The sequence below is a fragment of the Streptomyces sp. NPDC004732 genome (genome assembly GCF_040609235.1).
GTDB lineage: Bacteria > Actinomycetota > Actinomycetes > Streptomycetales > Streptomycetaceae > Streptomyces.
On the sequence record NZ_JBEXJR010000006.1, the window covers coordinates 20,928 to 44,471 of the forward strand.

Genomic DNA, 23,544 nt, shown 5'->3' on the forward strand with positions numbered 1-23,544 from the left:
GGCGCGGACGCTACCGGGGCACACCTTCGGGGAACATCTCCGGACGATCACGGGGGTGGCCACCGGCGACGGCGGCCCGGCAACTCGTGGCCTGCGCGCGGAAATTGCACGCACCCCCCGTCACCTGTGACGTACGCCACAGGTGACGGGGGGTGCTGGAGGCGTCAGCCCCCGTACGCCCCCGAAGCCGTCAGCCGCAGCGCCGTGTCGATCAGCGGCACGTGGCTGAACGCCTGCGGGAAGTTGCCGACCTGCCGCTGGAGGCGCGGGTCCCACTCCTCGGCGAGCAGCCCCAGGTCGTTGCGGAGGCCGAGGAGCTTCTCGAAGAGCTTGCGGGCCTCGTCGACCCGGCCGATCATCGCGAGGTCGTCGGCCATCCAGAACGAGCAGGCCAGGAACGCCCCCTCGTCGCCCTCCAGGCCGTCCACGCCCTCGTCGTCGCCGGACGTCGGATAGCGCAGGATGAAGCCGTCCGAGGTCGAGAGCTCCCGCTGGATCGCCTCGATCGTGCCGATGACGCGCTTGTCGTCCGGCGGCAGGAAGCCCATCTGCGGAATCAGCAGCAGCGAGGCGTCCAGCTCCTTCGAGCCGTACGACTGCGTGAACGTGTTCCGCTCCTTGTCGTAGCCCTTCTCGCAGACGTCCCGGTGGATGTCGTCGCGCAGCCCGCGCCACTTCTCCAGCGGTCCGTCCGCGTCGCCGGACTCGATGAGCTTGATGGTGCGGTCCACGGCGACCCATGCCATCACCTTGGAGTGCACGAAGTGGCGGCGCGGGCCGCGCACCTCCCAGATGCCCTCGTCCGGCTCGTCCCAGTGGTCCTCGAGGTAGCGGATCAGCTTGAGCTGCAGGAGCGAGGCGTAGTCGTTGCGGGCCAGGCCCGTCATGTGGGCCAGGTGCAGGGCCTCGGTCACCTCGCCGTACACATCGAGCTGCAGCTGGCCCGCCGCGCCGTTGCCCGCCCGCACCGGCTGCGAGTTCTCGTACCCCGGCAGCCAGTCGAGCTCCGTCTCGCCGAGCTCGCGCTCGCCCGCGATGCCGTACATGATCTGCAGGTTCTCCGGGTCGCCGGCGACCGCGCGGAGCAGCCATTCGCGCCATGCGCGGGCCTCCTCGCGGTAGCCGGTGCGCAGCAGCGAGGAGAGCGTGATCGCCGCGTCGCGCAGCCACGTGAAGCGGTAGTCCCAGTTGCGCGAGCCGCCGATGTCCTCGGGCAGCGAGGTGGTGGGCGCGGCGACGATCCCGCCGGTCGGCGCGTAGGTGAGCGCCTTGAGCGTGATCAGCGAGCGGACCACGGCTTCCCGGTAGGGGCCGTGGTACGTGCAGTGCTCGACCCACTCCCGCCAGAAGTCCTCCGTGGCGGTGAGCGCGTTCTCGGGCTCCGGCAGCGCGGGCTGGTCCTTGTGCGAGGGCTGCCAGGAGATGGTGAACGCGATCCGCTCACCCGGCGAGACCGTGAAGTCGGAGTAGGTGGTGAGGTCCTTGCCGTAGGTCTCGGCGCCGGTGTCCAGCCACACCGAGTCGGGGCCCGCCACGGCCACCGTGCGTCCGTCGACCTTGTGCACCCAGGGCACCACACGGCCATAGCTGAAACGCATCCGCAGTGCCGAGCGCATCGGCACCCGGCCGCTGACGCCCTCGACGATCCGCACCAGCTGCGGCGCGTCGGTGTCGCGCGGAGGCATGAAATCGATCACGCGGACCGTGCCGCGCGTCGTGTCCCACTCGGATTCGAGCACCAGGGAATCGCCGCGATAGGTGCGGCGCGCGGCACTGGGTGGCTGCGTGTCCGGGTTGTGTGCGGGCCCCAGACGCCAGAAGCCGTGCTCCTCTGTGCCCAGCAGGCCGGCGAAAACGGCGTGGGAATCGAAGCGGGGCAGGCACAGCCAGTCCACTGTGCCGTCCCGGCAGACCAGGGCTGCGGTCTGCATGTCTCCGATGAGTGCGTAATCCTCGATGCGCCCGGCCACGTCTATCTCCAGTCGAACGGCCACGTTCGCCCCGCGGGGCGCTTACAGGTCAGCGGTCAAGTGATCGTCGACGAGCGCTTGTTCCGGGTGCAAGGCGGGATGGTGCCGTGTGCCGGAGGGGCTCGGCAGCGATTGTCCGAGCAGGATACGACGCACCCTAGTGATCTGCGCGCCCCTCCTGGCAACGAGGCTCGGCCGAACGGGTGAGCGGCAGGTGAGAGGGGGTGCGGCGGGGGAAAATGGGGGCGTGCGGGTCTCGTGACCGAGATGTGTGCGCCCGATGGCGGAGTGTGGTCGGGCGCGGGCTCCCTCCGTCGCTGATACCCTGGTAGCCCGTGAGCCGGTGGTCATAGAACCCCCGAACCGCAGCGACGGCACCTCTCCCGACCCCCTGGTGAGAGCGCCGGTACGCACCCTCCAGACCGCGACCACGGGAGCCCCCTCTTGGCCATGCAGCCCAAATCCACGACGACCAAGCACATCTTCGTCACCGGGGGTGTCGCCTCTTCCCTCGGCAAGGGTCTGACTGCCTCCAGCCTGGGTGCGCTCCTCAAGGCGCGCGGCCTGCGCGTCACGATGCAGAAGCTCGACCCGTATCTGAACGTCGACCCGGGCACGATGAACCCCTTCCAGCACGGCGAGGTGTTCGTCACCAACGACGGCGCCGAGACCGACCTGGACATCGGCCACTACGAGCGCTTCCTCGACGTCGACCTCGACGGCTCGGCGAACGTGACCACCGGCCAGGTCTACTCGCAGGTGATCGCCAAGGAGCGCCGCGGTGAGTACCTGGGCGACACCGTCCAGGTCATCCCGCACATCACCAACGAGATCAAGCACCGCATCCGCCGCATGGCGACCGACGACGTCGACGTCGTGATCACGGAGGTCGGCGGCACGGTCGGCGACATCGAGTCGCTGCCGTTCCTGGAGACCGTCCGCCAGGTCCGCCACGAGGTCGGCCGCGACAACGTCTTCGTCGTGCACATCTCGCTGCTGCCCTACATCGGCCCCTCCGGCGAGCTGAAGACCAAGCCGACCCAGCACTCGGTCGCCGCCCTGCGCAACATCGGTATCCAGCCGGACGCCATCGTCCTGCGCGCCGACCGCGAGGTGCCGACCGCCATCAAGCGCAAGATCTCGCTGATGTGCGACGTCGACGAGGCCGCCGTGGTGGCCGCCATCGACGCCAAGTCGATCTACGACATCCCGAAGGTCCTGCACACCGAGGGCCTCGACGCCTACGTCGTGCGCAAGCTCGACCTGCCGTTCCGCGACGTCGACTGGACGCAGTGGGACGACCTGCTCGACCGCGTGCACAACCCGAAGCACGAGGTCACGGTCGCGCTCGTCGGCAAGTACATCGACCTGCCCGACGCCTACCTCTCGATCACCGAGGCCATGCGCGCCGGCGGCTTCGCCAACAAGGCCCGCGTCAAGGTCAAGTGGGTCACCTCGGACGACTGCAAGACCCCGGCCGGTGCCAAGAAGCAGCTCGCCGACTGCGACGCGATCCTGATCCCCGGCGGCTTCGGCGACCGCGGTGTCTCCGGCAAGGTCGGCGCGATCCAGTACGCCCGCGAGAACAAGGTGCCGCTGCTCGGCATCTGCCTCGGCCTGCAGTGCATCGTCATCGAGGCCGCCCGCAACCTCGCGGACATCCCCGACGCGAACTCCACGGAGTTCGACGCGGCCACCGGCCACCCGGTGATCTCCACCATGGCGGAGCAGCTCGACATCGTCGCGGGCGAGGGCGACATGGGCGGCACGATGCGCCTGGGCATGTACCCCGCCAAGCTCGCCGAGGGCTCCATCGTGCGCGAGGTGTACGAGGGCAAGGAGTACGTCGAGGAGCGCCACCGTCACCGCTACGAGGTGAACAACGCCTACCGCGCCGACCTGGAGAAGAAGGCCGGAATCCAGTTCTCCGGCACCTCCCCGGACGGCAAGCTCGTCGAGTACGTCGAGTACCCGCGCGACGTCCACCCCTACCTGGTCGCCACGCAGGCGCACCCGGAGCTGCGGTCCCGTCCGACCCGCCCGCACCCGCTCTTCGCGGGCCTCGTGAAGGCCGCCGTCGAGCGCCAGCAGGGCGAGCACAAGTCCGGCGGCAAGTCGGGCAAGTAACACCAGGCGATACGGTTGCCGGGGTGCGTGCCTTCGAGGCGCGCACTCCGGTTTCTTTTTGTACGTGTGGGAGGACAGGGCGACATGACGATCAAGGACACCGCCGAGGAGTGGCAGGTCACGGCGACGGAAACCCCCTTCGTCGGGAACAAGACCTCCGTCCGCACCGACGACGTGGTCATGCCCGACGGGTCGGTCGTCCGCCGCGACTACCAGGTCCACCCCGGCTCGGTGGCCGTCCTCGCGCTCGACGACACGGGCCGCGTCCTGGTCATCCGCCAGTACCGCCACCCGGTCCGCCACAAGCTCTGGGAGATCCCCGCGGGGCTCCTCGACATCCCCGGCGAGAACCCCCTGCACGCCGCCCAGCGCGAGCTCTACGAAGAGGCGCACGTCAAGGCCGAGGACTGGCGCGTTCTCACCGACGTGTACACCACCCCCGGTGGCTGCGACGAAGCCGTGCGGATCTTCCTGGCCCGCGATCTGGCCGAGGCCGAGGGGGAGCGCTTCGAGGTCTCCGAGGAGGAGTCCGACATGGAGCTCGCCCGGGTGCCCCTCGACGAGCTCGTACGCGGTGTGCTCGCCGGTGAGCTGCACAACAACTGCCTGGTCGTGGGTGCCCTTTCGCTGCACGCGGCCCTGCACGGCGACGGTCTGGACGCGCTGCGCCCGGCCGAGGCGCCCTGGCCCGCCCGGCCCTTCGAGGCATAGCCCCGATCCCGCCGGGGAGTACTCCCGATATGACGATCCACTGATCCGATCGGGCGACTTGTGCGCGCCGTGCGGCCGGAAGCGCGGCAGGGCCTGAACTAGGCTCTGAAAGCGTCCCGCCCGGAGTTCCGGGCGGGTTCGTGCGCAGGCGGACGGGAGCGTGGCCCGTGACGGATCAGGCGGTCGACACGGACGGTGCGGCGGCGGGTGGCGCCGTGCCACCGCCCGCGAGTGCCCTGGAGTCGACGGGGGCTCAGTTCGTCGGCAGACGCCGGGAGTTGAAGGATCTCCGCGCGGACATCGACCGGGCGGGGCTCGACACCCTCGCGGGCCGCAAGGCACCCCGCGCGCGCGTGCTGCTCGTCGCGGGCCGACCCGGCTCGGGCCGCACCTCGCTCGCCGAGGAACTGGCCCGGCAGCTCGCGGGCGACTACCCGGACGGCGTGCTGCGGGCCCGCCTCACCGACCCCGACGGCAGCCGGGTGCCCACGGACCGCACCGCCAGGGAACTCCTCGACGCCCTGGGCGTGCCCGCACCCCCCGGAGCGTCCGAGGACGACCTCACCGACATCCTCAGGGACGCGCTCTCCGGCCGCAGGGCCCTGCTCCTCCTCGACGACGCGACGGACGCCGAGCAGGTCGACCCGCTGCTTCCCGACACCCCCGACTGCCTGGTCGTCGCGGTCGCCGAGGGCCCGCTCACCGGCATCCCCGACGTGCGGCCCTGCACGCTCGGCGGCCTGGACAAACCGGCCGCCGTCGAGCTCCTCGCGCGCGCCGCGGGGCCCGTCCGCATCACCGTGGACCCGCGCTCCGCGGAGTCCCTCGTCGAGGCGTGCTCGGCACATCCGGCGGCGCTCGTCCTCGCCGGGGGCTGGCTCAAGGAGCGGCCCAAGGCCGCCGTCGCCGATCTGGCCAAGCAGGTGCACGACATGCCTCAGGAGGGCTCGGCCCTCGCCCGTGTCTTCGCTCACACCTACGCATCGCTGCCCGCGCCCGCGGCCCGGATACTGCGTTTCCTCTCCCTCGCCCCGGCCGGTCACGTCGACCCGCACACCGCCTCCGCGCTCGCGGGCTGCTCGGTCTCCGCGGCCAGGACCACGCTCGACGACTTCGTCGGCCTCGGGCTCGTGCGGGCCGTCGCCTCCCCGCTGCCGCAGTACGAGGTGCCCGGCTGCCTGGTGCCGCTGCTGCGGGCCCGCACCGAGAGCCAGGACCGCCCGGCCGAGATCCAGCTGGCCCGCGCCCGGATGCTGGAGCGGACCGTGCGCCTGCTGCAGTCCTGCCGGGCGATCACGGAGCCGGACGCCTCCGCCGCCCGCAAGAAGCTCGCGGGGCTGCCGCGCGCGCTGCGCTTCCCCGGCCCGCGAGCGGCCGCCGAGTGGCTGCGGATCCGGCAGCCCGCGCTGCTCGCCGCCACGCGGCTCGCGGTGGCCGACGGGGAGCTCGACACCCTCGCGCGGCGCCTGATGGCCGCCCTGGCCAGGGCCCTGGTGGCGCACCGCGGCACGGAGGACGCGGCTCCCGAGCTGTACGGCATCCATCAGCTGGTCCTGGACGTGGCCGAGCGGCGGAAGCTGCCGCGCGAGCAGGCCGCGGCGCTGCTGAACCTGGCGGATCTGGACGCGCAGACCGGACGTACCGAGGATGCGCTGGCCCGCTATCGGGCGGCGCTGGACGCGGCGCGGGCGGCGGCCGATCCGTACGCCACCGGACGCGCGATGGAATCCGTCGGCGGCGCACATCAGGAGCTGGGGGACTGGTCGCGGGCCTCCGACTGGTTCGGCAGGGCACTGGCCCAGCGCCTGGCCCGGGACGAGCGCGCGGACGCCGCCCGCCTCTACGGCCGGATCGGCGCGGTGCACACCTATGCGGGGCGCTACGGAGAGGCGCTGCGCAACTGGAGTTCGGCGGTCACCGGCTATCGCAAGACGGGCGATGTGGCCGCCCAGGCGCGGGCGTTGAGCGAGATGGCCCGTGTGCAGGAGTACGCGGGTCGGCCCGAGGAGTCGCTGCGCACCTGCCAGGAGGCCGTCGAGCTGGCCAGGCACGCGAAGGACGTCCGGCTGCAGGCGGCGCTGCAGCTCCGGCTCGCGGACACCCTGGAGCGGCTCGGCGACCCCGCGGCCGCCAGGCTGCACCGGGGTGCGGCCGAGCGCATGCTGGGAGAAGAGCTTCCGGCGGCCGCGAGGCTTGAAACAAACGGTGGAGCAGCACCTTCCGCCTACGAAATCCGTAGTGCTTCCACAGAAGATTGAAGTATTGAAAGGCTAGACAGCGAGAAATCCTTCATTAGACTGGCTCCGCCGCGTACCTCTGCGGTGTCTTCCGCTGCGCCCCCACGCGTACCGGTATGCGTTGCATTGCCCGAGAAATCCCCTGAGCCAAGGACCGTGATCGACGATGAAGGTCGGCATCCCCCGCGAGGTCAAGAACAACGAGTTCCGGGTGGCCATCACCCCCGCCGGAGTGCACGAGCTGGTGCGCCACGGCCATGAGGTCGTCATCGAGCGGAACGCCGGCGTCGGCTCCTCGATCACGGACGCCGAGTACGTCTCGGCGGGCGCCAAGATCCTGGACACCGCCGATGAGGTCTGGGCCACCGCGGACCTGCTCCTGAAGGTCAAGGAGCCCATCGCGGAGGAGTACCACCGCCTCCGCAAGGACCAGACCCTCTTCACCTACCTGCACCTGGCCGCGTCCAAGGAGTGCACGGACGCGCTCCTGGAGTCGGGCACCACCGCCATCGCGTACGAGACGGTCGAGACCGCGAACCGCGCGCTCCCGCTGCTCGCCCCGATGTCCGAGGTCGCGGGCCGTCTGGCCCCGCAGGTCGGCGCCTACCACCTGATGGCCGCCAACGGCGGCCGCGGCGTCCTGCCGGGCGGTGTCCCCGGCGTGGCCGCGGGCAAGGCCGTCGTCATCGGCGGCGGCGTCTCCGGCTGGAACGCCGCGCAGATCGCCATCGGCATGGGCTTCCACGTGACCCTGCTCGACAAGGACATCAACAAGCTCAAGGAAGCCGACAAGATCTTCGGCACGAAGATCCAGACCGTCGTCTCCAACGCCTTCGAGCTGGAGAAGGCCTGCCTCGAGGCCGACCTCGTCATCGGTGCCGTCCTCATCCCCGGCGCCAAGGCCCCGAAGCTGGTCACCAACGAGCTCGTCTCGCGGATGAAGCCCGGAAGTGTCCTTGTCGACATCGCGATCGACCAGGGCGGCTGCTTCGAGGACTCGCACGCGACCACGCACGCCGAGCCGACCTTCCCGGTCCACAACTCGGTCTTCTACTGCGTCGCCAACATGCCCGGCGCGGTGCCGAACACGTCGACGTACGCGCTGACCAACGCGACGATGCCGTACATCGTCGAGCTGGCGAACCGCGGCTGGGTCGAGGCCCTGCGCCGCGACCCGGCGCTTGCCCTGGGTCTCAACACCCATGACGGCAAGGTCGTTTACAAGGAGGTCGCCGAGGCCCACGGTCTTGAGCACCTCGAGCTGGAGTCGCTCCTCGGCTGACCGAGGTGACCGACTCCGGTCGGTCTCCGACACTTTCGGCGCTGTCGTCAACGAAAGTCGTCAATCTCACGCCCGCGGCCGGACCTTGAGAGGGGTCCGGCCGTATGCGTATCAGTGTGGACACGCTCAACTGGCCTTGAACGTAACCCTTTAACCGTTTCGCCCACCCCCAAAACGCAACGATGACGAGCCGTGCGCCCTTGACACAAGGGTGTTCCATTGCCGACACATCAGGCCGGGTCCGGCGGATTGTGTTGCTGCGGAGCGGTGACACGCCATAGAGTCGCCAACCGTCGGCATGGTGCCACGCTGACCTATCGAGAAATTTCCTGGTCACCAAGGAGGTAAGACGACTTGTGAATGAGTCGACATTTGCTCCCGGGGGTGGTCAACCAGGAACGTCTGTGCGGGACCAGGGTCCCGAGGGGCTCGAAGCCGTCGGCTCGGTCGCTGTCCGCACCTTCGAAGCCCGGCAGGGCCCCCAGCCGACACAGTCAGCACCCCAGAGCATGGATGGCCATCACGTGAACGCCATGGCCGGCGACCGGAGTGGCGATAACACCCACACCCACCTCGCCGACTACGAGGAACTGCCCCAGGGGCACTTCTACGACCCCGATGCCGAGTACGAGCCCGATCCGGAGTACGCGGCCACGCTCGCGCCGGACGCCGCCCGTCAGCGCCGCGAGCGCATCGGCCCGACGGGACGCCCGCTGCCGTACTTCCCGATCCCGGGCCCGCTGACCGACCACGGTCCCGCGAAGATCATCGCGATGTGCAACCAGAAGGGCGGCGTCGGCAAGACGACGTCGACCATCAACCTGGGCGCGGCCCTCGCGGAGTACGGACGCCGGGTCCTGCTCGTCGACTTCGACCCGCAGGGCGCCCTCTCCGTGGGCCTCGGGGTCAACCCGATGGAGCTGGACCTGACGGTCTACAACCTCCTCATGGAGCGCGGCATGTCCGCGGACGAGGTGCTCCTGAAGACCGCGGTCCCGAACATGGACCTGCTGCCCAGCAACATCGACTTGTCGGCCGCCGAAGTGCAGCTGGTGAGCGAGGTCGCGCGCGAGTCCACCCTGCAGCGGGCGCTCAAGCCGCTGATGCAGGACTACGACTACATCGTGATCGACTGTCAGCCCTCGCTCGGCCTGCTCACCGTGAACGCCCTGACGGCGGCTCACAAGGTGATCGTGCCGCTCGAGTGCGAGTTCTTCGCGCTGCGCGGCGTGGCCCTGCTGACGGAGACCATCGAGAAGGTCCAGGAGCGGCTCAACCCCGACCTGGAGCTCGACGGCATCCTCGCGACCATGTACGACTCCCGCACGGTGCACAGCCGTGAGGTGCTCGCGCGCGTGGTCGAGGCCTTCGACGACCACGTCTACCACACGGTCATCGGGCGTACGGTCCGCTTCCCGGAGACCACGGTCGCCGGTGAGCCGATCACCACGTACGCCTCCAACTCGGTCGGCGCGGCCGCCTATCGCCAGCTCGCCAGGGAGGTGCTCGCCCGGTGTCACGCCGAGTGAGTCTGCCCGGGGCCGACGAACTGTTCCGTACGACCGGGGGCATGGCGCTGCAGTCGTCGTCGCCGCGACGCCAGGCGAACGGCGAGGCGAAGGTGCCCGCTCCGGCGGGCGAGAGCGACGAGACGGCGGCCGAGGACGCGGCTCAGGGCGACGGTGAGCCCGCCGAACACGCGGCATCGGACGCGGAGTCGGGCGACGGGTCGCGTGCCAGGGCGGCTGCCGCCGAGGCCGACAAGGGCGCCGGACGGCGCTCGGGACCGGCGCAGGAAGGTTCGGCCGCCCAGGGCGGCAAGTCCGGCGGCTCGTCGACCGCGCAGGCGCGGCGGCGGGCGCGGGCGGCCAACCGTCGGCCCAGCGGGCGCGAGCGGCACGACGAGAAGATCACCGTGTACGTCTCCGCCGAGGAGCTGATGGACCTCGAGCACGCGCGGCTCGTGCTCCGCGGTGAGCACGGGCTCGCGGTCGACCGCGGGCGGATCGTGCGGGAGGCGGTCGCGGTCGTCCTCGCCGATCTGGAGTCCCGCGGGGACGCGAGCATCCTCGTACGACGATTGCGCGGGCGGTAGGGGTAGCGTTTCAGGCCTCATGGCCTCGAACAGTGAATCCGCTCCGCCCCCGCCCTCCCGTCGCCGCATCCTGGGCCGTGGGCCCGGCGCGGCGCCCGCGGAGCGGGCAGCGGTGGCGGAGCCCGCGGCGCCGGAGCCCCCGACCGAGCCCGTCGAGCCCACGGAACCCGCAGAGCACGCAGAGCCCGACGACGGGCGGTTCAAGGTCCGGCTCGCGAACTTCGAGGGGCCCTTCGATCTGCTGCTCCAGCTGATCTCGAAGCACAAGCTGGACGTCACCGAGGTCGCGCTCTCCAAGGTGACCGACGAGTTCATGGCCCACATCCGGGCCATGGGAGCCGACTGGGACCTGGACCAGACGACCGAGTTCCTGGTCGTCGCCGCCACCCTGCTCGACCTCAAGGCGGCGCGGCTGCTGCCCACCGCCGAGGTCGAGGACGAGGCGGACCTGGCGCTCCTCGAGGCGCGGGACCTGCTGTTCGCACGGCTCCTGCAGTACCGCGCGTACAAACACGTCGCGGACATCTTCAGCGGGCGGCTCGACGAGGAGGCGCGGCGCTATCCGCGGACCGTGGGCCTCGAACCGCACCACGCCGAGCTGCTCCCGGAAGTCGTCATCAGCATCGGGGCGGAAGGATTCGCCAAGCTCGCCGTGAAGGCGATGCAGCCCCGCGCGAAGCCGCAGGTGTACGTCGAACACATCCATGCTCCGCTGGTCTCCGTGCAGGAGCAGGCCGGGCTCATGGTCGCCCGGCTCCGGGAGCAGGGGGAGGCCAGCTTCCGGCTGCTCGTGGCGGACGCGGGGGACACCCTCACCGTCGTCGCCCGCTTCCTCGCCCTGCTCGAGCTCTACCGCGAGAAGGCCGTCGCCCTGGACCAGGAGGACCCCCTGGGCGAGCTGATGGTGCGGTGGACCGGCGGGGACAGTGCCGCGGAGCCGACGGTGACCGACGAGTTCGACCGGGCCCCCGAGCCCGTGGAGGAGAAGGCGTGAGCGTACAGAGCCCGGTCGGGGAGCTTGCCGGTGCCGTGGCCGATCTCGAGCTGCGGCCCGCCCTCGAGGCCGTCCTGATGGTGGTGGACGAGCCCGCCACCGAGGAGCACCTCGCGAAGATCCTGCAGCGGCCGCGGCGCGCCGTCGCCGACGCGCTGCGGGAGCTCGCCGACGAGTACACCGTGCAGAAGCGGGGCTTCGAGCTGCGGCTCGTGGCCGGTGGGTGGCGGTTCTACACGCGGCCCGAGTACGCCGCGGCCGTGGAGGGCTTCGTCCTCGACGGACAGCAGGCGCGGCTCACCCAGGCGGCCCTGGAGACCCTCGCCGTCGTCGCGTACCGCCAGCCGGTCAGCCGTTCCAGGGTCTCCGCGGTGCGCGGGGTGAACTGTGACGGGGTGATGCGCACGCTCCTCCAGAGGGGTCTGGTGGAGGAGGCGGGCGCGGAACCCGAAACAGGTGCGATCCTGTACAGGACGACGAACTACTTCCTGGAGCGGATGGGCCTGCGTGGCCTGGACGAGCTCCCGGAGCTCGCGCCCTTCCTCCCCGAGGCGGACGCGATCGAAGGAGAGACGCAGGAAGGTGTTCCGTCGTTCGACCCGGACGCACCCGATGCGCCGGGTTACGAGGGCACAGCCGACTAGACGGAACTTTTGATGCGAAGCAGCAGCGGCAGGAACAGCAGCGGAAACAACGGCGGGAGCCGTGGTGGCAACAGCGGCGGCCGCGGCAACAGCGGCGGCGGCCGGGGAAGTGGCGGCGGCGGTCGCGGCAACTTCCGGGGCGCCGGTAACAACCGTGACGACAGGCAGGGCAGGGACGACCGGCAGGGCCGGGACGACCGGCCGAGCCGCCCGAGCAAGCCGCGCCCCGAGGAGCGTCGCTACGACGTGGGCCCCGGCGGCACCAACGCAGGACCGAAGTCCGGTCGTGGCAACGCCGCGCGCGGTGGCGCCAAGGGCGGTCCCAAGCAGAGCCAGCAGCGCGGCGGCCGGTCGGAGCCGGCCCGCTCCCGTGAGTACGAGGCCCGTGCCGAGGAGCGCAACCGCGACCGGTACGCGGGCAAGCCCAAGGTGAGCCCGCCGAAGACCTTCCCGGGCGCCGAGCAGGAGGGCGAGCGTCTGCAGAAGGTGCTCGCGCGCGCGGGCTACGGCTCGCGCCGTTCCTGCGAGGAGCTGGTCGAGCAGGCCCGTGTCGAGGTCAACGGCGAGATCGTCCTCGAGCAGGGCATGCGCGTGGACCCCGAGAAGGACGAGATCAAGGTCGACGGCCTGACCGTGGCCACCCAGTCGTACCAGTTCTTCTCCCTGAACAAGCCCTCCGGCGTCGTCTCCACCATGGAGGACACCGAGGGCCGTCAGTGCCTGGGCGACTACGTGACCAACCGCGAGACGCGGCTCTTCCACGTGGGGCGGCTCGACACCGAGACCGAGGGTGTCATCCTGCTCACCAACCACGGCGAGCTGGCGCACCGACTGACCCACCCCAAGTACGGCGTGAAGAAGGTCTACCTCGCGCACATCGTGGGCCCCATCCCGCGTGACCTGGGCAAGCAGCTCAAGGACGGCATCCAGCTGGAGGACGGGTACGCCAAGGCGGACCACTTCCGCGTCGTCGAGCAGACCGGCAAGAACTACCTGGTCGAGGTCACCCTCCACGAGGGCCGCAAGCACATCGTGCGGCGCATGCTCGCCGAGGCGGGCTTCCCCTGCGACAAGCTGGTGCGGGTGGCCTTCGGGCCGATCACCCTGGGCGACCAGAAGTCCGGCTGGCTGCGGCGGCTGTCCAACACGGAGGTCGGGATGCTGATGCAGGAAGTCGACTTGTAGGCCGGCAGGTCTGCGGGAACCGCTTGTGCCGCCCACCCCCCTCTCTTTATAGTCAACGGGACTATAAAGAGAGGGGGGTGGTGGTGCATGCAGGGGTATGACAAGCACGCCTTCGAGCCGTTCGCCGTCACCGTGGACCTGGCCGTGTTCACCGTCCGCGACGGCGCGCTGCACGTCCTGCTCGTCGAGCGCGGCCAGGAGCCGCATGCCGGGCGCTGGGCCCTGCCGGGAGGCTTCGTGCTCCCCGAGGAGTCGGCCGAGGCCGCCGCCGGGCGGGAGCTCGCCGAGGAGACCGGGATCGCCGACGTCGGGCGGCTGCACCTGGAGCAGGTGCGCACCTACAGCGACCCGGACCGCGATCCGCGCATGCGGGTCGTCTCCGTCGCGTTCGCGGCGCTCGTCCCCGATCTGCCGGAGGCGCGCGGCGGGGGCGACGCGGCCCGCGCGGCCTGGCTGCCCTACAGCCCGGCGACCTACCGTCCGCTCGCCTTCGACCACGACCGGATCCTCGCCGACGCCCACGACCGGGTCGGCGCCAAGCTCGAGTACACCGGGCTCGCCACGGCCTTCTGCGCGCCCGAGTTCACGCTCGGCGAGCTGCGCCAGGTCTACGAGGCGGTGTGGGGCGCCGAGCTCGACCCCGCCAACTTCCGCCGCAAGGTGGTCGGCACCGCAGGGCTCGTGGAGGCCGTGCCCGGCGCCGCGCGGCTGACCGGCGGACGCGGCAAGCCCGCGGCCCTCTTCCGGGCGGGCACCGCCACCGCGCTGCACCCGCCCCTGCTCCGCCCCGCTCCGGAAGGACAGCCCTCATGAAGCGTGCCGCCACCGGATCCCTCGTGGGCCTCGCCCTCGGGGACGCACTCGGCTTCCCGACCGAGTTCAACGACGTGCCCTCGATCCTCGCGAAGTGCGGGCCCTGGCGGGAGATGGCGCTGCCCCGGCCCGCGTACATCACCGACGACACCCAGATGACGCTCGCGCTGAGCCGCGGCCTGCGCACCGCCATGGACCGCGGACTGCTCGGACCCAAGCGGCTCGAGCGGCCGCTGCGCGAGGAGTTCGTGGCGTGGTACCAGTCGCCGGAGAACAACCGCGCGCCCGGCAACACCTGCCTCAAGGCCTGCTACCTCCTCAAGACCGGCAAGCCCTGGGAGGAGGCGAGCCAGGTGCACTCCAAGGGCTGCGGCGCCAACATGCGCGTGGCGCCGATCGGGCTCGTGCCCGGACTGGGCGACGAACAGCGGGCGGGCGCCGCCCAGCTGCAGTCCGCCCTCACCCACGGCCACCCGACGGCGCTCGCCGCCTCCGACCTCACCGCCCACGCCGTGCGGCTGCTCGCCGAGGGCGCGGAGCCGACGGGACTCGTCGGGCTGCTGCGCTCGTACGCGTACGAGAACCGGGAGACGTACCACGAGCGCTGGCTCGGCGAGCTGTGGCGGCGGGGCGGGGACGCGTCGCCGCAGGCGTTCATCGCGCGCGGCTGGGACGAGTGCCTCGGGGTGCTCGAGCGGCTCCGTGACGCGCTGCGCACGCCCTCGCCCGAGACCGACCCCTGCCTGGCGACCGGCGAGGGCTGGATCGCCGAGGAGGCCTTCGCCACCGGGCTGCTCTGCTTCCTGATGTTCGTCGACGAACCGGTCACCGCGCTGCGCAGGGCCGCCTGCACGTCGGGGGACTCGGACTCGATCGCCTGTCTCACGGGCGCCTTCGCGGGGGCGCACCTCGGCGCGGACGCCTGGCCCGCGGAGTGGGTCGAGCAGGTCGAACACAGGGTCGAGCTCCAGGAGTTCGGGGCGCTCTGGGAGGCTTGAGCCATGACTGTGCACCTGGGCCCCGGCCTGGACATCGACCTCACCTCCGTCGTCGCCGAGCAGGCCGACCCGCTGCTCTTCGCGACGGTCTCCGGGGCGCATCTGTACGGCTTTCCCTCGCGCGACTCGGACGTCGACCTGCGAGGCGTGCACCTGCTGCCCGTGACCGATCTGGTCGGGCTGCGGGAGCCGGAGGAGACGCGGTCCAGGATGTGGGACCGGGACGGCGTCGAGATGGACCTCGTCACGCACGACCTGCGCAAGTTCGTCCGGCTGATGCTGCGGCACAACGGATACGTCCTGGAGCAGCTGCTCTCCCCGCTGGTCGTGCACACCACCGGCGCGCACGCGGAGCTCCTCGCGCTCGCGCCGGACGTGCTCACCAGCCACCACGCCCACCACTACCGGGGGTTCGCCAACACCCAGTGGCGGCTCTTCGAGAAGAACGGCGAGCTCAAGCCGCTGCTCTACACCTTCCGCGTGCTGCTCACCGGCATCCACCTGATGCGCAGCGGCGCCGTGGTCGCCCATCTGCCCACGCTCGTCCAGGAGGAGGCGGCCGCTCCGGCCTACCTGCCGGAGCTCGTCGCCGCCAAGGCCGAAGCCGAGCACGGCGGCGCCACCGTGGACCACGCGCGCGTGGCCGCCGACGTGGAGCGGCTGCACGCCGTCCTCGACGAGGCGCAGGCGGACTCAGCCCTGCCCGGTAGCCACTCGGCGTACGACGCCCTGCACGACCTCGTCGTGCGCGTGCGGCTCAAGGGAACCGAGGGCTGACGCCCGGCGCGTGCGGAACAGGAAGTCCTCGATCCGCTCCCGGTCGGGCTCGGCCGGGAGCGGGCTGTGCGCGGCCGCGCTCCGCGACTCGGCGGCGAGCCGGTTCATCCAGGACTCGACCTCCGGCCAGGAGAGCTCGCCCCGCTTCACCGCGAGGAGCGGCTCGCGCTGCTCGCCGACGTCGATCGTCAGCTCGCCGGTGCGCAGCAGGTCGCGGCAGGACATCAGGAGCCGCAGCAGGTGCATGGCGTGCTTCCAGCGCGGGGCGCCGTGCGTGCGGACGTCGGCGTCGAGCTTCTTGCGCTGGCCCAGCGCGTAGCGGGCGAAGGTGTCGTGGGCCTGGCGGGAGAGGAAGGCATCGCGGAGCGCGAGGAGCTCGCGGCCGGTGTCCGTGAGGTGCTCCACGAGCGGGGAGTGCAGACACTCCAGGACGTTCGGGTTGGCGCGCAGCGCGAGCTCGCAGAACCGCTCCAGCTCCCAGCCGAACTGTTCGTCGGCGGGACCTTCCACGTGCGTCGGGGGCTTCTCGAAGCGCCAGAACAGCGGTGTGGGGGCCAGGAAGACGCCCCTGCGGTCGGTGTCGCTGCCGTCCGTGGCCAGGCCGAAGGCGCGCGAACCCATCACGCAGGAGTAGACGGTGTGGTCGCGTACCAGGTCCTGAGGGTGCATGGAGGGGAGCGTACGGCCCGGGGTCAGCCCAGGGTGATCGAATTTCCGGTGACCGTGATCTTCTCCGGGGGCAGCGGGCGCGGAGCGGGTCCGTCCGCCACCGACGCGTCGGCCACCCGGTACTTGCTGCCGTGGCACGGGCAGTTGATCGTGCCGTCCGCCACCTCCGCGACGATGCAGCCCGAATGGGTGCAGACCGCCGAGAAGGCCTTGAAGGTGCCGCTCTCCGGCTGCGTCACGACGACCTTCTTGTCCTTGACGACCTTGCCGCCGCCCACCGGGACCTCGGAGGTCTTCGCCAGCTCCGGGCCCGCGGGCTCCTCGTCGCCCGCGGGCTCCTTCGATGCGGGCGTGCTGCCGTCCGACGCGGGGGACTCCGGCGGCTGGGGCTCCGCCCCCTCGTCGCCGTACTTGGTGCACCCCGCCGCGAGCGCCACCGCGCCCACCGCGAGGACCGCCCGCCGCGGCGTGCCCCCGCTCCCGCCCCCGCTCATGCCGTCACCCCGAACGTACGGAAGAACCACAGCGCCGACGACAGCCAGATGCCCGTCAGCGCGGCGAAGACCAGGCCCGCGACCACGGGGAGCAGCCAGCCCGGCAGCCGCTCCGTGCGCAGGAGCAGCATCTTGGCGCTGAACGCCCCGTAGAAGAAGCAGCCGAGCAGCGAGTGCCACAGCACGCGCGTGGAGTACGTCTGGTAGCCGAGCGCGTAGAGGCAGTGCACCGCCACGGGGACGGAGACCAGGAACGCGATCCGGCCCGCCCAGCGGTGCAGCGCCGCCGACCAGGAGGGTCCAGGGACCCGCCCGTACAGCATCAGCGCCGACACGACCTGGAGCAGCGCGAAGGCGAACGCCGTCGTGGCGAGCCAGGCCTTGACCGCGCTCGTGCTGCTGAACCCGGCCAGGTTGAAGGCGGTGCCCGCCGGGTCGTGGGCCTTGCCGTACGCACCGAGGCCGACGGCCACGGCCGCGGCGACCAGCGCGGGCAGCAGATAGCGGGCGGCGCCCGGCCTGCGGTGGCCTGTCGCGCCCGGGGGCACGGGGAATCCGCCCTGGGTGGGGGCGCTCGGGTCGACGCTCATGCGGGTCTCCCTTCACGGCGGTACGGGACGCTAGGGCGTCACGGGAGTGGCGGTGACGACGTCGCCGTCGACCCGGACGGCGCCGGTTTCGGGGTCGAGCCGCGGGGCCTGCGCGGGCCTGCCGTCGCGCTTGAGGATGCCGACCTGCCTGCCGTCGGGCAGGACGATCCAGCCGCCGTCGACCTTCGCGCCGCGCACCTCGGTCGTGGCGCGGTACAGCCCCGAGGGCTTGACGGCCTTGTCGGCGGTGAACTTCCGGGTCGCTTTGTCGACGTCGACGGTGCCGCGGACCTTCTTGCCGGTGATCTGTCCTTCGAGCTTCGCGCCGTGCTTGCCGGTCAGGCGCATCGAGCCGTCGTCCTTGACGTTCCCCTTGAGCCAGGACTCCGTGTCGCGGCCGTCGCAGTAGTAGGCGATGGCCTTGCTGTCGCGCACCGAGATGGAGACCGCGGAGGTGTCGTCGTCGGTGCGGCCCGCGTACTCGGCCTTCGGCGGCGGCTTCTCGGCCGGTGACCGCGTCGGCTTCGCGGAGGGTTTCGGCGTGCCTTTCGGTGTGCCCTTCGGAGTGCCCTTCGTGGGGGAGGACGCCGCGGTGTCGGGTGCGTCCCCGCCGTACGACGAACTGCCGGTCTCCGTCGTCGCGTTGAGCGACAGCATGAACAGGGCGAGCAGCAGCCCGGTCAGAAGGGTGAGGAGCGGACCTGAGCGTTTCATACGAGCCTCCCCCGAGGCGCGGCACCTGCCGACCCTCCATGCAAGCGGATCCGCGGCCCTCTCGTCCAGGGTTGAACGACCCCCAATCGGCCCAAGTGGCGACAGAGGGCGATTCGGGCGACATTGGCATGGTCCGAGGGCCGCGGCCGGGTACGGCGCGGGCCCGGCTCTCCACGCGAAAGGCAGGACCATGGCGGGCAACGATCTGGGCAGCCTTCTCGGCGGTCTCCTGGGCGGCGGCCAGCAGGGCGGCGGTTCGTCCGGCGGTGGTGCCAACATCCTCGGCGCGCTGCTCGGCGCCCTGATGAGCAAGGGCGGCGCGGGCGGCGGCAACCCGCTGTCCGGCCTCCTGGAGGGGCTGAACAAGGCCGGACTCGCCGATCAGTCCCAGTCCTGGGTCGGCGCCGGAGAGAACAAGGAGGTGACCGGCGCGCAGCTGCAGCAGGCACTGCCCGATGACACCCTCCGCCAAGTCGCCGAGGAGGCCGGAGTCTCCCCTGAGCAGGCCGCGAACGAGATCGCTCAGGTGCTGCCGCAGGCCGTCGACAAGCTGACCCCCGAGGGCCAGGTGCCCTCCGGGTCGCTCGAGGACCTGATCAGGCAGCAGCAGCTCTGACCCACCCCGGTATGGTGCGCGGCGCCCGTCTCGGCAGACGGGCGCCGCGCACTCCTGTGCCGCACGCTGGATAGGCTTGACGCTCATCCACGGCGTACGCGGGACAACGCGAGACAAGAGGGCAGTGACGTGGCGGTACGAGCGGTCCGGGGCGCCGTCCAGCTGGAGCGGGACGAGGCCGGGCACATGGGCGAGCAGGTCAGTGCGCTGCTCACCGCCGTCCTCGAACGCAACGGGCTGACGCAGGACGACCTGATCAGCATCTGGTTCACGGCCACGCCCGACCTGCACTCCGACTTCCCCGCGGCCGCCGCCCGCGGACTCGGCATCGTCGACGTACCGCTGATCTGCGCGCAGGAGCTGGACATCGAGGGCGCCCTGCCCCGGGTCGTCCGCGTCCTCGCGCACATCGACACCGACCGGGCCCGCTCCGAGATCACGCATGTGTACCTCGGCGCCGCGGCCGCACTCCGCAAGGACATCGCCCAGTGAGAACCGCCCTCGTCATCGGCACCGGCCTGATCGGCACCTCCGCGGCCCTGGCACTCGCCTCCCGCGGCGTCACCGTCCACCTCGACGACCACGACCCGGGACAGGCCCGCACCGCCGCCGCACTCGGCGCGGGCACGGACGAGGCGCCCGAGGGCATCGTCGACCTGTGCGTCGTCGCCGTGCCGCCCGCACACGTCGCCACCACGCTGGCCGACGTGATGGGCCGCGGGGTCGCGCGCGCCTACCTCGACGTGGCGAGCGTCAAGGGCGGCCCGCGCCGCGACCTCGAGGCGCTCGGCCTCGACCTGACCCCGTACATCGGCACGCACCCCATGTCGGGGCGCGAGCGCAGCGGCCCGCTCGCCGCCACCGCCGACCTCTTCGAGGGCAGGCCCTGGGTGCTCACCCCGACCCGGGACACCGACACCGAGGTGCTCAACCTCGCCCTGGAGCTCGTCGCCCTCTGCCGGGCCGTGCCCGTCGTCATGGACGCCGACGCCCACGACCGCGCGGTCGCCCTCGTCTCGCACATGCCGCACCTGGTCTCCAGCATGGTCGCGGCCCGCCTGGAGCACGCCGAGGAGTCCGCGGTACGGCTGTGCGGCCAGGGCATACGCGACGTCACGCGGATCGCCGCCTCCGACCCGCGGATGTGGATCGACATCCTCTCGGCCAACCCGGGACCGGTCGCCGACCTGCTCGCGGACGTCGCAGCCGACCTCGACGAGACGGTGGCGGCGCTGCGCGCCCTGCAGTCCGCCGACGGCGCGAAGCGGACCGAGGGCGCCGCCGGCGTCGAGAAGGTGCTGCGGCGTGGCAACGCGGGGCAGGTCAGGGTGCCGGGCAAGCACGGCGCAGCCCCGGCCGCGTACGAGGTCGTCGCGGTGCTCATCAGCGACCAGCCGGGTCAGCTGGCCCGCATCTTCGCCGACGCGGACAGCGCGGGCGTCAACATCGAGGACGTGCGCATCGAGCACGCGACCGGGCAGCAGGCGGGCCTGGTGCAGCTGATGGTCGAGCCGAAGTACGTGCCGGTGCTGACGGCGGCGCTGCGGGAGCGGGGCTGGTCGATCCGGCAGTAGCGGGCCCGCGAAGGGGCTGTCGGGGCAGGGCGTGCGAGCCAGTAACCTTGTGCGGGGCGCATTCGCGCCCCGCTTCCCTGGCCCGCGTACAGCGAAAGGTGCCCACAGCCCCGTGGAAACAGCCGAAACCGCCGCCCCGGCAGCCGTGATCGTCGCCATCGACGGACCGTCCGGCACGGGCAAGTCGAGCACCTCGAAGGCTGTCGCCGCCCAGCTCGGCCTCAGCTACCTGGACACCGGTGCCCAGTACCGGGCCATCACCTGGTGGATGGTGCACAACGGCATCGATCTCACCGACCCGACCGCCATCGCCGCCGTCGCGGGCAAGCCGGAGATCATCTCCGGCACCGACCCGGCCGCCCCGACCATCACGGTCGACGGCACGGACGTGGCGGGCCCGATCCGCACCACCGACGTCACCTCCAAGGTCAGCGCCGTCAGCGCCGTCCCCGAGGTGCGCACCCGCATCACCGAGCTGCAGCGCTCCATCGCGGTCTCGGCCGAGAAGGGCATCGTCGTCGAGGGCCGGGACATCGGCACGACCGTGCTGCCCGACGCCGACCTGAAGATCTTCCTCACCGCGTCGCCCGAGGCGCGCGCCGCCCGCCGCTCCGGCGAGCTCAAGGGCGCCGACGTCAAGGCGACCCAGGAAGCCCTGATCAAGCGGGACGCGGCCGACTCGAGCCGCAAGACGTCCCCCCTGGCCAAGGCGGGCGACGCCGTCGAGGTCGACACCACCGAGCTCACGCTCCAGCAGGTCATCGAGTGCGTCGTCACCCTCGTCGAGGAGAAGCGGGCAGCGAAGTGAGCGGGGCTCCCGCCGAGCGGGCGGCTTCCGAGCGGGGCGCCGAGGTCGGCCGCAGGATCGGCGTCGGCCTCATGTACGGCCTGTGGAAGCCGCGCGTGCTCGGTGCCTGGCGGGTGCCCGCGACCGGCCCCGTGATCCTGGCCGTCAACCACTCGCACAACGTCGACGGCCCGATGGTCATGGGTGTCGCACCCCGGCCCACGCACTTCCTGATCAAGAAGGAAGCGTTCATCGGGCCGCTCGGGCCCTTCCTGCACGGGATCGGCCAGCTGAAGGTGGACCGCTCGGTCGCCGACCGCACGGCCATCACCCGGGCGGTCGGCGTCCTGGAGCAGGGCGGCGTCCTCGGCATCTTCCCGGAGGGCACCCGGGGAGAGGGCGACTTCGCGTCGCTGCGGGCCGGGCTCGCGTACTTCGCGGTGCGGGCCGGCGCCCCGATCGTGCCGGTCGCGGTGCTGGGAAGCACCGAGCGTCCTGGACGGTTGATAAAGCAGCTGCCCCCGCTCCGCAGCCGGGTCGACGTCGTCTTCGGCGACCCCTTCGAGGCGGGCGACGGCAGCGGGCGGCGCACGCGCAAGGCGCTCGACGAGGCGACCGTGCGCATCCAGAGCAACCTCACCGCCCACCTGGAAAACGCCAGGCGCCTGACCGGGCGCTGAGCGAGACTTATCAAGTAGTGCCCCGACCCGATACGCAGGCCGGTGCACCGATCACCACGATGAACGACGAGGTACGGACTTCATGAACGACCAGATCCAGCCCGAGGGCGACGGCTTCGCCGAGCACGACCACGGGGCGCTCGGCGACGCCGAGTACGCACAGTTCATGGAGCTCGCCGCCGAAGAGGGCTTCGACATCGAGGACGTCGAGGGCGCCATCGAGGAGGCGGGCCACGGCCCGCTGCCCGTCCTCGCCGTCATCGGCCGCCCCAATGTCGGCAAGTCGACTCTGGTGAACCGCATCATCGGCCGCCGCGAGGCCGTCGTGGAGGACCGCCCCGGGGTGACCCGCGACCGCGTCACCTATGAGGCCGAGTGGTCGGGCCGCCGCTTCAAGCTCGTCGACACCGGCGGCTGGGAGCAGGACGTGCTCGGCATCGACGCCTCCGTCGCCGCCCAGGCGGAGTACGCGATCGAGGCCGCGGACGCCGTGGTCTTCGTCGTCGACGCCACGGTCGGCGCCACCGACACCGACGAGGCCGTCGTGCGCCTGCTCCGCAAGGCGGGCAAGCCCGTCGTGCTCTGCGCCAACAAGGTCGACGGCCCGTCCGGCGAGGCCGACGCCACCGCCCTGTGGTCCCTCGGCCTCGGCGAGCCGCACCCCATCTCCGCGCTGCACGGCCGCGGCACCGGCGACATGCTGGACGCCGTCCTGGAGGCGCTGCCCGACGCCCCCGCGCAGACCTTCGGCGCGGGCATCGGCGGGCCGCGCCGCATCGCGCTGATCGGCCGTCCGAACGTCGGCAAGTCCTCGCTGCTCAACAAGGTGGCCAACGAGGACCGCGTGGTCGTCAACGAGCTGGCGGGCACCACCCGCGACCCGGTCGACGAGCTCATCGAGCTGGGCGGCGTGACCTGGAAGTTCGTCGACACGGCGGGCATCCGCAAGCGCGTCCACCTCCAGCAGGGCGCGGACTACTACGCCTCGCTGCGCACCGCCGCCGCCGTCGAGAAGGCGGAGGTCGCGGTGATCCTCATCGACTCCTCCGAGTCCATCTCGGTCCAGGACCAGCGCATCGTGACGATGGCCGTCGAGGCGGGCCGCGCGATCGTCGTCGCGTACAACAAGTGGGACACCCTCGACGAGGAGCGCCGCTACTACCTGGAGCGGGAGATCGAGACGGAGCTCGCCCAGGTGGCCTGGGCCCCGCGCGTCAACGTGTCGGCGACCACCGGGCGCCACATGGAGAAGCTGGTCCCGGCGATCGAGACGGCCCTGGAGGGCTGGGAGACGCGCGTGCCGACCGGGCGTCTGAACGCGTTCCTCGGCGAGATCGTCGCCTCCCACCCGCACCCGGTCCGCGGCGGCAAGCAGCCCCGCATCCTCTTCGGCACGCAGGCGGGCACCAAGCCGCCGCGGTTCGTCTTCTTCGCCTCCGGCTTCATCGAGGCGGGCTACCGCCGCTTCCTCGAGCGCCGCCTGCGCGAGGAGTTCGGCTTCGAGGGCACGCCGATCCACGTCTCGGTGCGGGTGCGCGAGAAGCGCGGCCGCAAGAAGTAGGACCGCCCGCGGGCGCCTTCGTACGC

General features: G+C 71.5%; 23 protein-coding genes. 18 read left to right on the top strand and 5 right to left on the bottom strand.

Going from position 1 to position 23,544, the window contains the following annotated elements; genetic code table 11:
• Positions 1-164: 164 nt before the first annotated feature.
• Positions 165-1,976 carry a glycoside hydrolase family 15 protein gene (locus ABZV77_RS18745; protein WP_356258966.1) on the bottom strand — a complete coding sequence of 604 codons (1,812 nt, stop codon included), beginning with the start codon at positions 1,974-1,976 and terminating at the stop codon, positions 165-167.
• A 444-nt stretch (positions 1,977-2,420) separates the two neighbouring features.
• Here ABZV77_RS18745 and ABZV77_RS18750 point away from each other — a divergent pair, with 444 nt between their 5' ends.
• The 12 genes from ABZV77_RS18750 (at position 2,421) to ABZV77_RS18805 (ending at position 15,833) form a co-directional block, all read left to right on the top strand.
• Positions 2,421-4,097 (top strand): CTP synthase, encoded by a 1,677-nt coding sequence (locus tag ABZV77_RS18750; RefSeq protein ID WP_356257729.1) that lies wholly within the window; start codon positions 2,421-2,423, stop codon positions 4,095-4,097.
• An 84-nt stretch (positions 4,098-4,181) separates the two neighbouring features.
• On the top strand, positions 4,182-4,808 hold the full coding sequence (locus ABZV77_RS18755) for an NUDIX hydrolase (RefSeq protein WP_356257731.1): 627 nt from the start codon (positions 4,182-4,184) through the stop codon (positions 4,806-4,808).
• 278 nt (positions 4,809-5,086) lie between these two features.
• Positions 5,087-7,066 (top strand): tetratricopeptide repeat protein, encoded by a 1,980-nt coding sequence (locus ABZV77_RS18760; RefSeq protein ID WP_356258968.1) that lies wholly within the window; start codon positions 5,087-5,089, stop codon positions 7,064-7,066.
• Positions 7,067-7,211: 145 nt separating this feature from the next.
• On the top strand, positions 7,212-8,327 hold the full coding sequence (gene ald, locus ABZV77_RS18765) for an alanine dehydrogenase (protein WP_055563015.1): 1,116 nt from the start codon (positions 7,212-7,214) through the stop codon (positions 8,325-8,327).
• Between the two features lie 356 nt (positions 8,328-8,683).
• A complete protein-coding gene (locus ABZV77_RS18770; protein WP_244177429.1) occupies positions 8,684-9,856 on the top strand; it encodes a ParA family protein in 1,173 nt (390 codons plus the stop codon).
• The gene (locus tag ABZV77_RS18775; RefSeq protein ID WP_356257735.1) at positions 9,841-10,422 is read left to right on the top strand and encodes a hypothetical protein; all 582 of its coding nucleotides are present in this window, start codon (positions 9,841-9,843) and stop codon (positions 10,420-10,422) included. Before ABZV77_RS18770 ends, ABZV77_RS18775 begins: the two co-directional genes overlap by 16 nt.
• A gap of 19 nt (positions 10,423-10,441) precedes the next feature.
• Entirely contained in the window at positions 10,442-11,416 is a 975-nt protein-coding gene (locus ABZV77_RS18780; RefSeq protein ID WP_356257738.1) for a segregation/condensation protein A, read from the top strand.
• Positions 11,413-12,060 carry an SMC-Scp complex subunit ScpB gene (gene scpB, locus ABZV77_RS18785; RefSeq protein ID WP_356257741.1) on the top strand — a complete coding sequence of 216 codons (648 nt, stop codon included), beginning with the start codon at positions 11,413-11,415 and terminating at the stop codon, positions 12,058-12,060. The genes ABZV77_RS18780 and scpB overlap by 4 nt, the downstream gene beginning before the upstream one ends.
• A 12-nt stretch (positions 12,061-12,072) precedes the next feature.
• The gene (locus ABZV77_RS18790) at positions 12,073-13,245 is read left to right on the top strand and encodes a pseudouridine synthase (RefSeq protein ID WP_356257744.1); all 1,173 of its coding nucleotides are present in this window, start codon (positions 12,073-12,075) and stop codon (positions 13,243-13,245) included.
• Between the two features lie 87 nt (positions 13,246-13,332).
• Positions 13,333-14,058: an NUDIX domain-containing protein gene (locus ABZV77_RS18795; RefSeq protein ID WP_356257747.1), complete on the top strand. Its 726-nt coding sequence runs from the start codon at positions 13,333-13,335 to the stop codon at positions 14,056-14,058.
• Positions 14,055-15,056 carry an ADP-ribosylglycohydrolase family protein gene (locus ABZV77_RS18800; protein WP_356257750.1) on the top strand — a complete coding sequence of 334 codons (1,002 nt, stop codon included), beginning with the start codon at positions 14,055-14,057 and terminating at the stop codon, positions 15,054-15,056. Before ABZV77_RS18795 ends, ABZV77_RS18800 begins: the two co-directional genes overlap by 4 nt.
• A gap of 15 nt (positions 15,057-15,071) precedes the next feature.
• Positions 15,072-15,833: a nucleotidyltransferase domain-containing protein gene (locus ABZV77_RS18805; RefSeq protein ID WP_356258971.1), complete on the top strand. Its 762-nt coding sequence runs from the start codon at positions 15,072-15,074 to the stop codon at positions 15,831-15,833.
• Here ABZV77_RS18805 and ABZV77_RS18810 read toward each other — a convergent pair.
• The 4 genes from ABZV77_RS18810 to ABZV77_RS18825 are packed head-to-tail and all read right to left on the bottom strand — an operon-like array spanning position 15,750 to position 18,300.
• Positions 15,750-16,502: a nucleotidyltransferase domain-containing protein gene (locus tag ABZV77_RS18810; protein ID WP_356257752.1), complete on the bottom strand. Its 753-nt coding sequence runs from the start codon at positions 16,500-16,502 to the stop codon at positions 15,750-15,752. The genes ABZV77_RS18805 and ABZV77_RS18810 overlap by 84 nt on opposite strands.
• Before the next feature lie 23 nt (positions 16,503-16,525).
• Positions 16,526-16,996 (bottom strand): Rieske (2Fe-2S) protein, encoded by a 471-nt coding sequence (locus ABZV77_RS18815; RefSeq protein ID WP_356257755.1) that lies wholly within the window; start codon positions 16,994-16,996, stop codon positions 16,526-16,528.
• Complete coding sequence (locus ABZV77_RS18820; protein ID WP_356257758.1) at positions 16,993-17,586, bottom strand: DUF6529 family protein; 594 nt, start codon at positions 17,584-17,586, stop codon at positions 16,993-16,995. Before ABZV77_RS18820 ends, ABZV77_RS18815 begins: the two co-directional genes overlap by 4 nt.
• 30 nt (positions 17,587-17,616) lie before the next feature.
• Complete coding sequence (locus tag ABZV77_RS18825) at positions 17,617-18,300, bottom strand: hypothetical protein (protein ID WP_356257761.1); 684 nt, start codon at positions 18,298-18,300, stop codon at positions 17,617-17,619.
• A 190-nt stretch (positions 18,301-18,490) separates the two neighbouring features.
• On the opposite strand from ABZV77_RS18825, the gene ABZV77_RS18830 reads away from it, so the two are divergent.
• The 6 genes from ABZV77_RS18830 (at position 18,491) to der (ending at position 23,518) form a co-directional block, all read left to right on the top strand.
• Positions 18,491-18,916, top strand: a complete 426-nt coding sequence (locus ABZV77_RS18830) for a YidB family protein (RefSeq protein ID WP_356257764.1) — start codon at positions 18,491-18,493, stop codon at positions 18,914-18,916.
• A gap of 129 nt (positions 18,917-19,045) precedes the next feature.
• Positions 19,046-19,408: a chorismate mutase gene (aroH, locus tag ABZV77_RS18835; RefSeq protein WP_356257766.1), complete on the top strand. Its 363-nt coding sequence runs from the start codon at positions 19,046-19,048 to the stop codon at positions 19,406-19,408.
• Positions 19,405-20,490 carry a prephenate dehydrogenase gene (locus ABZV77_RS18840; protein ID WP_356257768.1) on the top strand — a complete coding sequence of 362 codons (1,086 nt, stop codon included), beginning with the start codon at positions 19,405-19,407 and terminating at the stop codon, positions 20,488-20,490. Before aroH ends, ABZV77_RS18840 begins: the two co-directional genes overlap by 4 nt.
• Before the next feature lie 112 nt (positions 20,491-20,602).
• Positions 20,603-21,298: a (d)CMP kinase gene (cmk, locus tag ABZV77_RS18845; protein WP_356257771.1), complete on the top strand. Its 696-nt coding sequence runs from the start codon at positions 20,603-20,605 to the stop codon at positions 21,296-21,298.
• Positions 21,256-21,957, top strand: a complete 702-nt coding sequence (locus ABZV77_RS18850; protein WP_356257773.1) for a lysophospholipid acyltransferase family protein — start codon at positions 21,256-21,258, stop codon at positions 21,955-21,957. Before cmk ends, ABZV77_RS18850 begins: the two co-directional genes overlap by 43 nt.
• Positions 21,958-22,039: 82 nt before the next feature.
• Positions 22,040-23,518: a ribosome biogenesis GTPase Der gene (der, locus tag ABZV77_RS18855; RefSeq protein ID WP_356257776.1), complete on the top strand. Its 1,479-nt coding sequence runs from the start codon at positions 22,040-22,042 to the stop codon at positions 23,516-23,518.
• The last annotated feature ends 26 nt before the right edge of the window (positions 23,519-23,544 follow it).